The organism is Nostoc sp. C96 (assembly GCF_059384975.1).
On the sequence record NZ_CM182020.1, the window covers coordinates 4,454,515 to 4,471,367 of the forward strand.

9 protein-coding genes are annotated in these 16,853 nt (G+C 42.7%); 2 read left to right on the top strand and 7 right to left on the bottom strand.

The features are described from left to right. Positions 1-96: 96 nt before the first annotated feature. The 3 genes from AC504W_RS19030 to AC504W_RS19040 all read right to left on the bottom strand — a co-directional run bounded on the left by AC504W_RS19030 (position 97) and on the right by AC504W_RS19040 (position 6,131). Entirely contained in the window at positions 97-1,506 is a 1,410-nt protein-coding gene (locus tag AC504W_RS19030; protein ID WP_494873804.1) for a family 2B encapsulin nanocompartment shell protein, read from the bottom strand. Positions 1,507-1,574: 68 nt separating this feature from the next. Beyond that, on the bottom strand, positions 1,575-3,932 hold the full coding sequence (locus tag AC504W_RS19035) for a family 2 encapsulin nanocompartment cargo protein terpene cyclase (protein WP_494873805.1): 2,358 nt from the start codon (positions 3,930-3,932) through the stop codon (positions 1,575-1,577). Positions 3,933-4,961: 1,029 nt separating this feature from the next. Next, entirely contained in the window at positions 4,962-6,131 is a 1,170-nt protein-coding gene (locus AC504W_RS19040; protein ID WP_096578922.1) for an RpoD/SigA family RNA polymerase sigma factor, read from the bottom strand. A gap of 784 nt (positions 6,132-6,915) precedes the next feature. On the opposite strand from AC504W_RS19040, the gene priA reads away from it, so the two are divergent. Further along, a complete protein-coding gene (gene priA, locus AC504W_RS19045) occupies positions 6,916-9,597 on the top strand; it encodes a primosomal protein N' (RefSeq protein WP_494873806.1) in 2,682 nt (893 codons plus the stop codon). Between the two features lie 12 nt (positions 9,598-9,609). Then, complete coding sequence (locus AC504W_RS19050; RefSeq protein WP_494873807.1) at positions 9,610-10,914, top strand: FAD-dependent oxidoreductase; 1,305 nt, start codon at positions 9,610-9,612, stop codon at positions 10,912-10,914. Positions 10,915-10,956: 42 nt separating this feature from the next. Here the strand turns inward: AC504W_RS19050 and serS are convergent, their stop codons facing one another. The 4 genes from serS to AC504W_RS19070 all read right to left on the bottom strand — a co-directional run bounded on the left by serS (position 10,957) and on the right by AC504W_RS19070 (position 16,853). Next, positions 10,957-12,237, bottom strand: coding sequence for a serine--tRNA ligase (serS, locus tag AC504W_RS19055; protein WP_494873808.1), 1,281 nt, complete (start codon positions 12,235-12,237; stop codon positions 10,957-10,959). A gap of 199 nt (positions 12,238-12,436) precedes the next feature. Then, on the bottom strand, positions 12,437-13,726 hold the full coding sequence (locus tag AC504W_RS19060; RefSeq protein ID WP_494873809.1) for a Glu/Leu/Phe/Val family dehydrogenase: 1,290 nt from the start codon (positions 13,724-13,726) through the stop codon (positions 12,437-12,439). A gap of 178 nt (positions 13,727-13,904) precedes the next feature. Further along, a complete protein-coding gene (locus AC504W_RS19065; protein WP_494873810.1) occupies positions 13,905-15,410 on the bottom strand; it encodes a carotenoid oxygenase family protein in 1,506 nt (501 codons plus the stop codon). A 39-nt stretch (positions 15,411-15,449) separates the two neighbouring features. Further along, positions 15,450-16,853 (bottom strand): folate/biopterin family MFS transporter, encoded by a 1,404-nt coding sequence (locus AC504W_RS19070; protein WP_494873811.1) that lies wholly within the window; start codon positions 16,851-16,853, stop codon positions 15,450-15,452.

The following is a 16,853-nucleotide window of genomic DNA, read 5'->3' on the forward strand; positions in this document are numbered from 1 at the left end:
CGTTTCATCCGACTAAATTTACATTCATAAAAGAGCGCATTGGAGAGTAGGAGCAAACTTTCGTTAGCCCCTACTTTGGAGAGGATGTCCAACTACTTAGAGACCAACTTCTACATCTTCAAGAATGCCTAGGGCATCAGGAACAAGAACGGCTGTAGAGTAGTAAGCACTAACTAAGTAAGAAATAACGGCCTTTTCGTTAATACCCATGAAGCGCACAGATAAACTAGGCTGATATTCATCAGGAATACCAGTTTTATGCAGACCAATAACACCCTGGTTAGTTGCTCCCACACGCATTAACATGATGGAGCTAGTACGCTCTTTGGTAACGGGAATCTTATTGCAAGGATAGATGGGAATACCACGCCAAGCTGGAATTGCACTATTACCCATAGGGATAGGATCGGGATAGAGTCCTAGGCGGTTGCATTCCCGACCAAAAGCAGCAATAGTGCGGGGATGAGCTAAGAAAAAGCTCGGTTCTTTCCAAACAATAGAGATCAACTCATCAAGATCATCAGGAGTTGGAGGGCCACTGCGGGTAAAGATGCGTTGTTGGAGATCTGCATTGTGTAACAGTCCAAAGTCACGATTGTTAATCATTTCGTGTTCTTGGCGTTCCCGTAATGCTTCAATGGTGAGGCGCAATTGTTCCTCAGTCTGATTCATGGGTTCGTTGTAGAGGTCAGCAACCCGTGTGTTGATTTGCAAAATGGTTTGAGCAACACTTAACTCATATTCTCGTGGATTGATTTCATAATCTGCAAAAGTCCCAGGTAATACTGCCTCTGCAAGGTGGCCGGAGGTAATATCAATCGAGGCTTCCCCATATTGGTTTTTGGGTTGGCGCAATTTTGCCCGGAATTGATCTACTTGCGCTTGTAAAGCTTCAGACTGGTTAACCAGGTTTTGAAAGGCTGCTTGAGGCAGAGACAAGATGGTACAACGGGTAATGGCTGTGAGAGTCACATCCCAAATATCTTGGGATTCCACTAAAGCGTAGTCACCAAAATGGTCGCCATCAGCTAATACAGCCAAAACAACTTGATCGTCATATTTGCCTGGGCCAATTTTATTGACTTTACCATGAGCAATCAACAATACTTGATCAGCTGCTTGACCTGCCTGTATGATCACATCTCCAGCAGCAAATTCTTGTTGCACAAATTGACTAGCTAAAGCATTTAAGACCCCGACATCTTCAAATCCCCGCAACAAAGGTAACTCAGTGAGTTCTTGCGGAATGACCTGTATTTGAGCGCCTGTATTGGTAAAGCTGACTCGTCCATCCCCAACTGTATAGGTTAAGCGGCGGTTGACCCGATAGCTACCACCCACTGTTTCTACCCAAGGCAGCAGTTTTAAGAGCCACCGTGAGGTAATACCCTGCATCTGGGGTTGGGTTTTGGTGGTTGTTGCCAAATTACGCGCCGCTTCGGTCTGCAAACTCATTGGCAATTGCTCAATTTGATTTTCTAAGGGAGTATTTGCTGTATTAGTCATGATGAATCTCCATTGATAGTGTTTATTGACAAACTATTTGATTGACCGGAATCAAGACTCAGATTGAGCTATTCTTTCCTTCCTAACAGGGTTCCGATTTTGGTCGCTGAAGTCCCTAACCCTGTTGGACTACTCAGTAAGTTATGCACCACTGGCTGAACATGGGTTTGAGTTGTTTGCTGACCAATACTTGGTTTAATCTGAGTCGCCGCAGTGCCTAAGCCTGTAGGGCTTTGAAGTAACCGCTTTTGGGTTGAGTTATTCCGCAATTCAAATTCCTGATAGCGGTCTACTGCTCTATGCCATTTGAGTACCCCACACATCCACTGTTCTAATTTCTTGATGTATCCGTACAGTTTCTTGCGGGTATTTGTATCTAGTCCGAAATCATCACATAAGGCAGGGAGTTCAGTAGCAACAATATGTTCAAACTGAATAGCACGAGAGGTCATCAGGTCGTTAACAATTGCCACAGCGTGGGGGATATCGCAGTTAAGGAAATTCTGAACCGCCAGCACACCGTTATTAATCTCGCCCTCGAATTCAATTTCTTTTTGATAAGAAAAAATATCGTTCGTCAGACAAGCGAAATCAGCTGCCGAATTATCGATATTCTGCATAGTTCGAGTGTGAAAGATTTCCGGTGGGATCTCATCTCCTTGAGAAAGTCGAGACAGGCTCATGGTTAAATCGGAGCCAAAGGTCTTTCGACGCATTTCCACATAGTCTATCGGGTCGGGAATGCGATTTTGGATTTGGTTAGCCAATTCCCATAACCAACTTTCTGTCATATCTTCAATCGCTCGACGAAACTGACGACGAGCATTAGGGGTCATGGGGCCAGCCGTCCGCATCCAAATATCTGCTAAACCCCGTTCGACTGGGTTGGTGGCTTCGGGAATGGCATCTCCATCAAGAGGCATAAAGGCAGATAACCGAGAGTTGAAGATTTTCGCCCCAGCCATGTTGCGGCTATAGCCATACAGTGCAGGGAAGTAGTCATCAGCATAAGTTCCCCAAACCAACCAGCAGGCTGTGATATTTAACTCAGTACTAGAGCCATTGGGATGAATATAAGCACCACATAAGGCTACGTCAGCCACATCAAATTTGTGGTCATCCCAGATGTAAATGCCGGGCATTCCTGGCAGTACGTCCAGCATCCCCATTTGACGCGCCCATTCTTTAGAATGCCGCCTAGCCTCTTCTAGATGGTTATTCAAACTGGTGGAAAAGGGCATATAAAACTGTGGTAGGGTGACTGGCCCTACAGGTTGATAGGGAACATGAGTAAAGCTTTTAAAGCGTTTTAGTCCCAAACTATCGTGTAAGTCTCCCAGACGGGCGGCCGATGTGCCTAGTCCAATAGGGCCGCCTAAAAACCAGCTGGCTGTGGAAGATTTGTCTGATGTCTGGTTCATGTAGCGGCTCGATCGCATGTGCCACTCATGACCTCCTGATTGCCAGTCCTGAAGTCCTTTGGCATATAGAACGACTTTCAGACGCTCATCAGGAGTCAGACTATATTCCTCGAACAAGAAAGGAAGCTCTGTGACAAAGGTGTTTTCGAACTGTTGTACTCTAGATGTGAGTAAGTCGTTAGTGAGGTTGGCCGCCTCTTGGGTACTCACATCGAGGAATCGTTCTAAAACCAAGATACAGTTAGCATTTTCCCCTTCTTCTTCTACTTCTCTTTGGTAAGAGAGGATGTCATTTCGCAGATGTACCCCATCAGAAAAAGTGTCTTTGAGAACACGCAAGGGTCGAGTGCGCGCGATCGCAGCCGGAATTTCTGCTCCAACCGCGTGTTCCACTAGGTTAGCTGACCAGGGCGCTCCCCCTACCTTACGGCGCATCTCAATGTACTCAATGGGATTAGCAACTCGATCCTGGCTGATATTGGCGAGTTCCCACTGAGATTCTTTGAGAAGATTGATTGTACTTTCCGAAAATCGAATTACCCAGTCTTGGGAGGCATTGGGAATGGTGCGATTCCAAAGGTCGACTAAACCTTTTTCTACGGCATTGGTCGGTTCTGGCAGCGTTTTTTGGGGCTGCACAGGCATAAACGCTGGTAGTCTATTGAGGTACTTCTTGGCACCCGCCATATCTTGGGTACGCTTATAAAGCTCAAGAAAGTGATCGTCGAAGAAAAATACCCAAACATACCAGTCAGTTACCAGATTGAGCATCTGTTCATCGGCATCTGGATGGGTATAGGAACACAATAGTGCGTAGTCATGGGCATCAAACTTGCGCTCATCCCAAATTCCATAATCTTCTGAGCCTTCTGCTCCTCCCAAAATTCCCATTTCATAAGCCCAAGCTTTAGAATGTACCCGTGCTGCTTCCAGGTTTGGGTTCAGCCGTGCTGGCCAAGGCACATAAAAACTTGGCAACTTAAAAGGTTGCTTTTTTGAAGTCATTGTCCGTTTATACCTATGAGTTTAAGCTCATTGTTTTGATTGAAATCTTGTCAATTCCATATTTGCGGTTACTATTTAATAACTACCAGGCTTCTCCTTTTAATCATAAATTCCATAAATTCCTTTCACTAAAATGTAGTGAAACGTTTAATCTCAGCCACTTGTTACTGTATCCAACCAAATCAATTAAGTGGCTTTTTCGGAAAATTTGATTATGCAATAGCCTGAATAAATGTATACAAAAACAACCATCAATTGCTGCTTTGAAAAACTAGTTCTACTGTCCATAGCAACTCGAACTTACCAAAAAAAATGGTCACATTCCTGTTTAATTAACTATTATTTTTGCTTCATCTCTAAAACTTGCTATAAATATCTTTCCGTCAAATAATCTCAGCTTTATAAATAAAATGCAATAGGAGTTAAAAACTTTATTTTTGATGAATGGGATAGTTAAGATAGTTAAGAAAATAATTAAACAGACAGTTAAGACAGTTAAGACATTTAAAAGAAGAATTGAGTAGTTCAGCAAGTAAATAATTAATTTATTTTAAAAAATAATAAGTAATTTAGTTATTGCCAAAGACAGCAATGCAATGATGTGAGTTAACCGAATCCTATTGAGTCCCAGAGTCGTTAAAAAGCTTCGTTACCAATTTCCATCTAGAAAAACCAATCCACAGAGAAATAAGTATTAATACTATTTCACTTTATGGATAATACAAATACAGGTATAAGGGCGAACGGAAGTACTCTGCGGAAATACTAAGAGCGAATGCGCCTACAGGTTCTTGTATGTGTATCAAAATTTTGATGACTTGGTATAAATCTAGATTTAGCTAAGACTTATAGGGAACTTTTGACTGTCCTACAGAGATTTTTTCTCTAGAAAGATAACGTAAAAAGCACCAGATTTGCGGCTTTAGCCCAATTTTTAGCATCAATTTGAATCCCTGCTTCTAAAAGCAGGGAGAGTTAACATCTAAAGATAAGTTAAGCACTATAACTATCACTTTTGACTTTTGACTTTTAAATTAGCCAACCTTTCAAGCGTTTAGCAATGTGCGGACGGCGTAATTTTCGCATGGCTTTGCTTTGAATTTGGCGCACTCGTTCACGCGACAAGTTGAACATATTGCCAACTTCTTCTAGAGTGCATGGTTCACTGGTTGTGAGTCCATAGCGTAAAGATATTACGTCTTTCTCTCTAGGAGTTAGCACATCGCCTAAGACTTCCCAAATCTCCTGGCGCATCATGTTTTCATTCATTTTTGCTTCGGGAGAGAGGTTGTCCTCGTCTTCTAATAAGTCCATCAATTCGGTGTCTTCTTCTTTACCAACACGGTGGTTGAGAGAAAGTGCTTGGCGGCGTAGTTGTTGTAGTTGGCGTAATTGTTGAACGGTCATTTCCAAAGAAGCGGCCATTTCTGCTTCTGAGGGGTTGTGACCAAGTTTTTGTTTAAGTTCGCGTTGAGCTTTTTTGAGTTTGTTAAGTTTTTCAACAATATGAATTGGTAGGCGAATTGTGCGAGCATCGTTAGCGATCGCTCTGGTAATTGCTTGTCTAATCCACCAGTAAGCATAAGTAGAAAACTTATAACCTTTATCGGGATCAAATTTTTCTGTAGCGCGATTTAAACCCATCGCCCCTTCTTGAATTAAATCTAAAAAAGGCACTCCGCGATTTAAATATCGCTTGGCAATTGATACAACTAATCTCAGGTTCGAGCGAATCATTTTGCGTTTTGCTACTCGACCTTGATATAAGCGGCTTTCTAATTGCTTTTCTGTTAAATCTAATTGAGCAGCTACTTGGACTTTAGTTGGTTGTTGTCCCAGTTGCTCTTGTAAGGCGGCTTGAATTTCTCTGACTTCTTCTAAAAATCGAACTCGCCGCGCTAATTCTACTTCTTCATCTGGTTTCAGCAGCGGGTAACGTGCCATTTCTTTAAAAAATGCACCTACAGCATCATCATGCTCGGTTTTGTTATATCCTGAAGGTCGAGCCGCTGCCATCTCATCCCCATCACGTTCCTCTGAGTCGAGATTTTCTGGAATTGGGGATTCTTCTTCTACCAATATTTCTAAACTTTCGAGTAGTTGCTCTTCTGTCTCGACAGCGTTTTCCAGTATTTCCATTGTTCCCAATTCAGCAATATTCATAGTTTCCTTTAGGGATGGTTGCTTTGTTTGGTACATAATTCCTTGACAGCTACTCGCTTGCAATTTGGTAGTTTCCCCTTAGAAACAAATGCACCCTCTCTATAGCAAAGTACAAGTTTCTACTAATTACTTAGCAAAACCAAAAATTCTTTTCTAGCTGTCATTTTTTGGTTCCTGCTAGATAGAACCCTCTCACCAATACTGGTTATTGCACCTAAAAATTAATTGTCTCAGGTTCTAACAGATATACTTCTTATTTTTTGATTAATCCCTAAATCTGTCAAACTCCCTCAACCATTCTCAACCTTAAAAAATATAAAAGAAACCAAGTAATTAGTACTATTTCTTAAAATTTCCTATATTTTTATAAAGTTTTTCAGTGTTAGGGGTAGGAATTAATGGCGAAATTTAAAGTCTTGATTTTGGGGTTATGAGAATTTCATAAAATTTTCTAAAGGTCAAAATTTCAGTAATTTAATTAACTGAAATCAATTATTTGTATAAAAGCATCTCATATACACCAATAATTGAATATCTATCAATGGGCGGAAAAAGGCTATGCCATATTTCGTAAATAGGCAAATGATTTCATAAATAGTCAGAGATATATTTGTGTTTTTATTGTGGGTGGACTTCAAATATTTATTGCACGTATAGCTAAGTTTGATTTGTCTAGTACGTTACATAACAGGAAACTTATCAAGTATCATTAGGGATAAAAGTAGTGCGAAATACATTTTACCTTTTATAGAGAAAAAACTTTGATTTTTGAGAGCTAAGTGAAGGGATAATAAATTCCTGTCAATAAAAAACAAAAAATATGTATATTAATGACTTAAATTTACAAAATTTAGTAGTTGCGGAGCCAGGAGAATTGTACCAAGCCCAAAATTTGGGTAATCGCTACATTGAAGTGTTGGTAGACTGTCCAGGGGCTACAGGATTATTTACATACCGATTGCCACCGCAGTTAGAAGTAACACCAGGGGATATATTAACTGTGCCATTTGGCGCACAACAATTAGGAGCGATCGCCATTCGCTTATTAGCGACACCTAATTTAGCAACAGACAAAATTCGGGAAGTAGAAGATGTAGTAAGTGTGGGGTTTTTTCCCAGCCATTATTGGGAATTATTAAATCGAGTGGCGACATATTACTATACGCCCTTGATTCAAGTGATTCGCGTCGCTTTACCGCCGGGATTATTAGGGCGATCGCAACGTCGCATCAAATTAACTCAACTGAGTCAAGAGCAAACAACCACAAAACTATCAACTGTCAATTTTCTGAGTCCCGCCGCACAGCAAATTCTCCAACTTTTACAGACTCAACCATCGGGAGATTACAGCTTTGCCTATTTGCAACAAAAAGTTAAATTCACCTATCGGGGAGTACGGGAGTTGTTGCGCTTGGGTTTAGTGGAAAGTTATTTAGAAGCGCCACGACTAACTCGCCCCAAATTACAAAAAGCTGTCACACTAATTGATGCCAGCGATCGCGATTTAACTCAGCGTCAAAGAGAAATTATCGAAGTCTTGCGTCGTCGCGGTGGGGAATTATGGCACAGCGAACTACTACAAATTTGTAGCGCCAGTTCTTCCATCCTCAAAACCTTGGCACAAAAAGGTTATATCGTGATTGAAGAACGGGAAGTTTTGCGTGCAGAACAAAGTCCGACATTACCCCAAGATCAGGCAAAAAGCTTAAATGCTGCCCAAGCTAACGCCTTAGCAACTATCAATAGTATCAATGGATTTGCTCAAATTTTGTTACATGGAATCACAGGTTCCGGCAAAACCGAAGTATATTTACAAGCGATCGCTCCACTACTGCATCAAGGCAAATCAGCTTTAGTTTTAGTCCCAGAAATTGGACTCACACCCCAACTCACCGATAGGTTTCGCGCCCGTTTTGGTAACAAAGTCGCCGTTTATCACAGCGCTCTTTCCGAAGGCGAACGTTACGACACTTGGCGACAAATGCTCACAGGCGAACCGCAAGTTGTCATCGGCACACGTAGTGCAATTTTCGCCCCCTTACCCAACCTCGGTTTAATTATCTTAGATGAAGAACACGACAGCAGTTTTAAACAAGATTCTCCCATCCCCACCTACCACGCCCGCACCGTCGCCCAATGGCGGGCTGAGTTAGAAAACTGTCCCCTGGTTTTAGGTTCGGCTACTCCATCGTTGGAGAGTTGGGTGAGTGTGAGGAGGCAGGGGGCAGGGGGCGGGGGGCAGCAGGTAGAAGGCAGGGGGCAGGGGGCAGGGGGCAGGGGACAGGAGGTAGAAGGCAGGGGGCAGGAGGTAGAAGAATTTTCTTCGACTCAGCACGGGCTAAACGCCCCGCTACCGCTAACAGCACTCAGCGAGAAGTTGCGTGCGGGGGTTCCCCCCGTTGAGCAAACTTCGGTGACTTTCTACTTATCACTACCAGAACGCATCAACTCGCGCCCGTTACCACCAGTTGAAGTGGTAGATATGCGGCTGGAATTACAGCAGGGGAATCGGTCAATTTTTAGTCGCAGTTTGCAAGCAGCTTTAGGACAACTGCAAGAAAAAAAACAACAGGGAATTTTATTTATTCATCGCCGGGGACATAGTACCTTTGTGTCTTGTCGCAGTTGTGGCTATGTGATGGAATGTCCGCACTGTGATGTATCCTTAGCCTATCACCATACAGAAGAGGGAGCGCCCCAATTATTGCGGTGTCATTACTGTAATTATGGGCGATCGCATCCCAAATTCTGCCCCGATTGCAGTTCGCCTTACTTAAAATTCTTTGGTAGCGGAACGCAACGCATTACCCAGGAATTAGCCAAAGAGTTTCCCCAATTGCGTTGCATCCGCTTTGATAGTGATACCACCCGCAACAAAGGCGCACACCGCACCTTACTGACTCAGTTTGCTAACGGTGAAGCCGATTTATTAGTCGGGACGCAAATGCTTACCAAAGGTTTAGACTTACCCCAAGTCACACTAGTGGGAGTTGTCGCCGCAGATGGACTCCTGCATTTATCAGACTATCGCGCCAGTGAACGAGCATTTCAAACCCTCACCCAAGTAGCCGGACGCGCCGGGAGAGGCGATGATGCGGGGAGAGTCATAGTGCAAACTTACACCCCAGAACATCAGGTAATCGAAGCAGTCCGCACCCATGATTATGAATCTTTTTGCCAAGCCGAACTAGAACAACGCCAAGACCTAGATTATCCTCCTTACGGCAGGTTAATTTTATTGCGTCTCAGCAGCCTTGATCCTATACAAGTGCAGAATACCGCCCAAATCATTGCTACACACTTGGGTAGTAATGCAGGATTTGAAATCCTTGGTCCAGCACCTGCGAGTGTAATGCGGGTAGCGAATCGTTATCGGTGGCAAATCTTGTTGAAATTTAGTCCTGATGAATTACCTCAGTTACCCAATTGGGAGGAAATCAGAGAATTATGCGGCGATCGCGTTAGCTTGACTATAGATGTTGACCCAGTGAATATATTATGAGGTTGTTGAATTATGGTGAAAAAAGTAGCGATCGTTGGTGCTGGCCCTAGCGGAGTTCTACTCGCTCACTACTTGCTACACCGTCAGGAAAAATATCAAATCGATATTTTTGATTTTCGCAGTGATCCAGAAACTATTCCATTATCCAAATCTCGCACCTTTTCTATCGTCCTTAGTCAAAGGGGAATAAATGCTTTACGGCAAATTGAAGGACTCGAGGAAGCAGTTAAAGCCGTCAGCTTAGAGACAAACGGAGCAGTGCTGCACCAAAAGAATGGTAAAACACGGGTATTTAGTAGAAAATACTCACAGTTGAGCCTTGACCGCACCAGCTTAGTAATTAAATTATTAGAACAGTTGACTATCAAAGGCGGCAATCAAGTCAATCTTCACTTTAACCATCAATGTACACAAGTAGATTTTGCCGCCAAGCAAGTAAAGTTTAAAAAACTTGATTCTGAAGCAGAAATCACCGTTGATTATGACTTATTAATTGGGGCAGATGGGGCGCGTTCAGTAGTCAGAGAAAGTTTTCTCACCACAGAGAACTTTCAGTGTGAACAAAATTATGTTGTAAACGACTACAAATCTATTTTTCTACCACCCTTAGATCCCAAATTAGGCATCAACTGGCAAAAAGGCAAAGTCCACTCTTGGCGGTTAGATAACGGTACAACCGTTTTATTGGTGTATCAGACAGACAGTAGCTGGAGTGGGGTTGTACTGTTTCCTCACAAAGATAAAACAATTCCTGAACTAGCTAATCAGCAAGAAGTGTTGAGCTATTTTCGCCATAATTTCCCAGAAATTGGGCAGATACTCCCAGAATCAGAAGCTGAAGATTTTGCCAATAGACCTGTATCCAGAGTGCTAACAATACGCTGTAACCGCTACCATCAAGGCGATAGCGTGCTGTTAATTGGAGATGCGGCGCATGGAGTATCCCCCTCTCTCGGTCAAGGTTGTAACGCAGCCTTGGAAGACGCAACTATTTTTAATCAAATTTTGGATGAATATTCTGATAATTTAGCTGTTGCGGTGGAACAGTTTACTATTCAACGTCAAGCAGATGGTATGGCTGTGGTGGAATTAAGTGATTATGCTTTTCCTGTCTCGAAAAAGTTATTTCTGGAGTTGCTATTCAGGAATAGCCTGAGTAAATATTTATCTCCAATCTTCCCTAAATTCTTCTTACCTTCATTATTTGAACTAGTTGCTGAAGGTAAACTTTCTTACTCCGAAATTCTCAATTTATATCAAAATTGGATAACTAAAGTTAAACAATCAAATTCTATGCAGCTTCATAAAAAATTGTAGAGACGTTTTAGGTAACGTCTCTACTTATTCACCAATTTTTAATTACAACACTTCACGCCCTAAGAAAGGTTGCAAAACCTCCGGTATCAAAATAGTCCCATCTGGTTGTTGATAATTTTCTAAAATTGCTGCCATTGTTCTTCCCACAGCCAACCCAGAACCGTTGAGGGTATGGACAAATTGTGTGCCTTTTTTACCAGCTTCCTTAAAGCGAATATCAGCCCGTCGCGCTTGGAAATCAAAACAATTAGAACAACTAGAAATTTCTCGATACTTGCCAGAAGATGGTAGCCATACTTCTAAATCATAGGTTTTAGTTGACCCAAAACCTAAATCACCAGTACAGAGATTAATCACACGGTAAGGCAATTTTAAAGCCTGTAAAATTGCTTCAGCATTTCCTACTAATTTTTCTAATTCATCAAAAGAAGAACTGGGATGAACAATTTTCACCAATTCAACTTTATTAAATTGATGCAGACGAATTAAACCGCGCATATCTCGCCCATAACTGCCAGCTTCTCGCCGGAAACAAGGAGTATAAGCACAGTGGTAAATAGGTAAATCTTCCGCTGCTAAAATTTCCCCACGGTAAAGATTGGTAACAGGAACTTCGGCTGTAGGAATCAACCACAATTCATCATCGGCACACTTAAAACTTTCTTCGGCAAACTTTGGTAATTGACCTGTTCCTGTTAAAGAATCAGTATTTACTAATAAGGGTGGACTAACTTCTACATAGCCTGCTGCGGTTTGCGTTGTCAGCATAAAGTTAATTAATGCTCTTTCTAACGCTGCACCAGCCCCAATTAAGTTGACAAAGCGACTTTGGGCAATTTTGACAGCACGCTCAAAATTGAGAATACCTAGTTTTTCACCAATTTCCCAGTGCGGTAGAATGTTCGGGTTCTTGGGTAAGTACTCATCACCCCAACGTCGTACTTCTACATTCTCTTCCTCACCTTTACCTACAGGTGTGGAGTCACTCGGTAAGTTGGGTAAAGCTAGTACAAGCTGGGTAATTTCAGCCTTCAGTTCTTTTTCTTTTGGTTCCAGTTCACTCAACTGAGCTTTAATGGAGTTACCTTCATCACGCAAAGCTTGAATTTCTGGATCTTGGGGATTAACACCAGATTTCATCTTCTGCCCAACAAGTTTACCAATTTCGTTACTCCGAGCTTGGAGTTGACTGCGGTTCACTTCCAATTCTCGTTGTTGCTTGTCTAACCCTAATATCGGCTGAATGTCATAATTACCGCTACGACTGTTCAACCGTTCTTGTACTAATTGCGGATTTTCCCGTATTTGCTTGATATCCAGCACAGATTTTTCTCAGTTTTTAGCCTAGAATCTTCTTGATCAATACAGTTAACATACAAAAATTCAGCATATATGATTTTTGGCTGGCTGAAACTGGAAAAATCTGTCAAAGATCAAATTTGCACTGTTGTGGGTTGCTGATTCAAATAAAAATAGATTTTGTAGAGACGTTGCATGGCAACATCTCTACTTTGTCAGATTATCAAGGATAAAGACCGCGATCGCTTAATGCCTGTGCTACTCTTCCTACACCCAAGGTGTAAGCTGCTAACCGCAGGGGAACTTGTCGCATTTGAGACTGTTGAATAACTTGACGGTAAGCTTGCACCATCAAATGTTCCATTTCGCGGTTGACTCGTTCTTCATCCCAGAATAGGTAAGATAAACCTTGCACCCATTCGAGATAACTCACCACCACACCGCCAGCATTCGCCAAAATGTCAGGTAGTACCGTGACACCCCGTGCTTCTAGAACTCGGTTGGCTTCCAGGGTTACAGGGCCGTTAGCGGCTTCGGCGATCATTTGCGCCTGTACTTGATCAACATTCTCTGCCGTAATTTGGTTTTCTAAAGCAGCCGGAATCAAGACATCGCAAGGCAAAGTCAGTAATTCGGCATTGCTAATGGCTCTCGTATGGGGAAAATTAAGCAGATTGTGATGATTTTCGGCGGCGTAAGCTTTTAATGCGGGAATATCCAACCCATCGGGAGCATATACCCCGCCTGTAGCTGTGGAAACAGCTATCACTTTCGCTCCTGCTGCGTATAGTAATTCCGCTGCTGCACCACCAACATTACCAAAACCTTGAATAACAACTCGTATTCCTGCTAAAGTTCTGCCTTGGTCTGCCAATGCTTCCCGTACAATAATCATCGTCCCGCGTCCGGTGGCCTTTTCCCTACCGAGAGAACCACCAACGGAAAGCGGCTTACCAGTCACAACTCCTGGTACAGCATGACCCATATTGACTGAATAAGTATCCATCATCCAAGCCATTTCACGGGCAGAAGTACCCATATCTGGCGCAGGGATGTCTACGGAAGGGCCGATATCTTTAATTAATTCGCTGGTGTAACGACGGGTAATGCGTTCTAATTCTCCCACACTATAATTTTCCGGGGCGATCGCAATTCCTCCCTTCGCACCGCCATAAGGAATACCCAACAACGCACATTTCCAAGTCATCAACATTGCTAGTGCGGAAACTTCCCGCAGTGTAACCGCCGGATGATAACGAATTCCGCCTTTGTAGGGGCCTAAAATATCCGAGTGTTGTACCCGATGTCCGGCTAATACGCGTATTTCACCATTATCTAGTTTCACGGGAATGGAAACTGTCACCACCTTGCGCGGGTGGCTAAGAATTTCCAATACACCTTGGTCTAACCTTAATTCTTTGGCCGCAGCTTCTAAGTAACTACAAGCTTGATCAAAAGGGCATATATGGGCTGGGGTAGCGGCTTCCAGCGGCATTGTTGGTGTGGCAATCATAAAAGTTTCTCCTAATCGCGGTATCTTTGCGAACCGGATACATATATGCCTAGCTTATCCTCTATGCTCAAAAAAAGATTAATTTCTGTAGTTTTTGTTACAATTTTGTTTTTTGTTAAAAAAACCACAGTTGAGGTGAACTGTGGTTGATAAACAGTAAAAAATCAATATCTATACATTAGGGATCAATTGGACAAAATATCTCGGAAGTAAAATTACCATGAAATCCGTAGGGTATATGATGTTTTAGGTGTAGGCGGGCGATCGCACCTTTGGCTAAATTACTAGCATCTAAAATCACCACATCTGAACGGTGATGGGCTGCATCGTAAACTAAAGTTAGTATCCAGCCATCGTCTTCTTTTTCAGCACCAGGGCGTGGAACAAAAATTGGCTCACCGACAAAACCACGGGGTGCGTCGCTCCAAAGTTGTTGTTCTCCCGTTTCTAAATCAAGTTTGAGAATGGCTTGTGCTGGAGCATTTCCCGTCTCTGCATGAGCCGCAGCTAAATATAAATATCGATAATAACGTCCAACTTGGTTGGGATTGACGCTAGGAAACTCACAACTTTTTTGTGTGATCAATTTCCGTTGCACCGTTTGATGATCGAGATTCAGGTGAAACCGCCAAACATTACCCGATGGAAACTGATCAAAATCAATCTGGCGAAAATCGCTTGCAGGCTCTAATTCAGGAAAATTATCATAGCAAATCGTATCAATAAACACTTCATTTCCCACCTCAAAAGCATTTGCATGATGGAAAATAAAGCCCGCCTGAGTTTCTAAAATTTGGATGTTTTGTTGTCCTTCTTGGGAAGCGCGGGGAATTACTAAAATGCGCGTAGGCTTGTTGGGCTGAAACTTGATACTTTCTGCTGCACTGCTGATTCCCAAGCTGAACAATATGGGATTAAAGGTGACAGGATTTTGAAAGAAGATGTAGTAATTAGGGGTAATCACAAAATCGTGGATAAAGCAGAAACCAGGAATAATGTAGTCATGATTTCTGAGCGCCTTACCTGTTTGGTCAAGTTCAAAAATACTAATTTTGGTGGATAGTCCTGGGTTGCTGGAAAAATTCACCAGACAAGGTGCGCCGCCATCTTGATAGCTACTGGGGTCAATTCGGGGATGGGCGCTAAAGGGTTGACCCTCTGACAAAAAACCGTGGAAATATTCTTTTCCCAAGGTTTCTAGTGTGTAGGGGTCAAGAAGATAAGGTTCTTTCCCTTCCCACAGTGCTAAAAGTTTTTCTCCCCAATAAATAACACTGGTGTTAGCAGGATTTTTGATTTTTAAATCGAAGATATTAGCTAACCAGCCGCCGGGCTTTTGAGTGCCAAAAGCGCCGCGATAAAGAATTTTTCCCGCTTTTTGTTCCGCTAAATAGTCTTCAGTCTGAACAAAACGATTGCGGAAATGAGCGCGACCATCCGTAAAGGTGATGCGGCTAATCATTCCATCACCATCAATGGGGTGATGAATGCGTTGTCCATTCACATCCAACAGTCCAGGGCCATTTCTCAAGAGGGTACCTTGCAGTTCAGGCGGGATTTGTCCTTCTATGTCATCAATCCAATAGTCATATTCTTGGGTGATAGATTGATAGGCTCCTTGCCAATCTTCAGAACTGTAGGATTTATTAATGGTTGATGTCTGTTGGTTTGTTAAATTCTGCATAGTCTAGGATTGATTTCGCGCAAAGACGCAAAGAGATTTTTATTCAACAACTTGTGATTCTTGTTCTTGGAGTATTAAATTTTGGATGAATGGTTCGCTGTTAGTTGGTAATGCTTCGGTTTGCGTGTCGTCTTTTGGTAGCCATTGGAGAAATGCTAGGGGTAATAAGGTGCTGAGGTTTGTGATAATTACCAAAATCCACAGTGAGTCAAAGTTACTCTCGGTGATTCCTAGCCAGTGCATGATAATGGCTCCAACTTCATAAGAAACCATACCTGCTAAGTTGAAGACTGACATTAACAAGGCGAATAAAGTTGCTTCTACTCCAGGGGGGCAAAGTCTAGCGGCTAATACCAATACTGGCATATAGGCGATTTGTCCCATGACGGTGAGGATGAGGCTGTCGCCTAAGCTAAACCAGCGGTCATCTATACCCAAAGTACGGTTAGTGTGAGTTACCAAAAGCAGCATTGTCATGCCTAACACTGCTGAAATAACAGTACTCCAGCCAAAAATGACGCGGAATGGCACGCTTTTCAAAAAACGTTGAAAAATCCAAATGCCACATAAAGAGGCGAGACTGGTTACTAGGCGGACTCGCCCTAAAAATTCTGGTTCAAAGTGGAGTTCGTTGGTGCTGAAGTAGAAAAAGGCAGATTCAGCGGTTGGGGTAGCTTGCAAAATGAAGACGAAGGCGGCTGGTAGCCAAATTGTTTTTTGGCTGACGGCTTGGCGTAGTTGTTGGAGTTGATGCTTGATACTCAGGGAGTTGGCGTTATGAGGATCGTTAGTATCTTTATTAACAGGAGACTCAGCAATTAACCAAGCTACTCCTGAAACAATGAGGGGAAAGGTGGCGGTAATTAAAAATATTGTGCGGGTAGTAAAATGCTCCAGTAGCAACCCGCTAAAATATGCTGTGACTAAACCTCCAAATGCAGTTGCACCCCAGCAGAGAGATTGTAGTGAACCTGCATCTGCTTGAGATTCGACTCTGGCTCGTTCTACAACTAAGGAATCAACTATGACATCACTAACGGCTATAGCTAGGGAACTGAGGGCGATCGCCATTGTTGCTGCCCAGCTACTATGAACTATTGTGGCCATACTCACCCAAGCAATAGCTCCGAGTATCCCTGACAATATCAGGTAGGGACGGCGACGATAACCAAAAATGGGTAAGCCATCAGACATAAAGCCAAATAGCGGCTTAATCATCCAAGGTATTGCGACAACTCCCAACATTGCCGATACCTCAGCCGGACTCAGCAATAATTCATCTTTTAAGAAAAAGCTAACAGCTAAACGCGCCAACCCTAAAATTCCTTGGACAAAGTAGACGCTAAGAATAGCAATTAACTCGGCACTGGGTTCATGGCCGAAGAAGATTTTTTCTTTTACTGAGTCTTTGACCTTGGACAAGCCAGAGGAGTCAATGAGCAT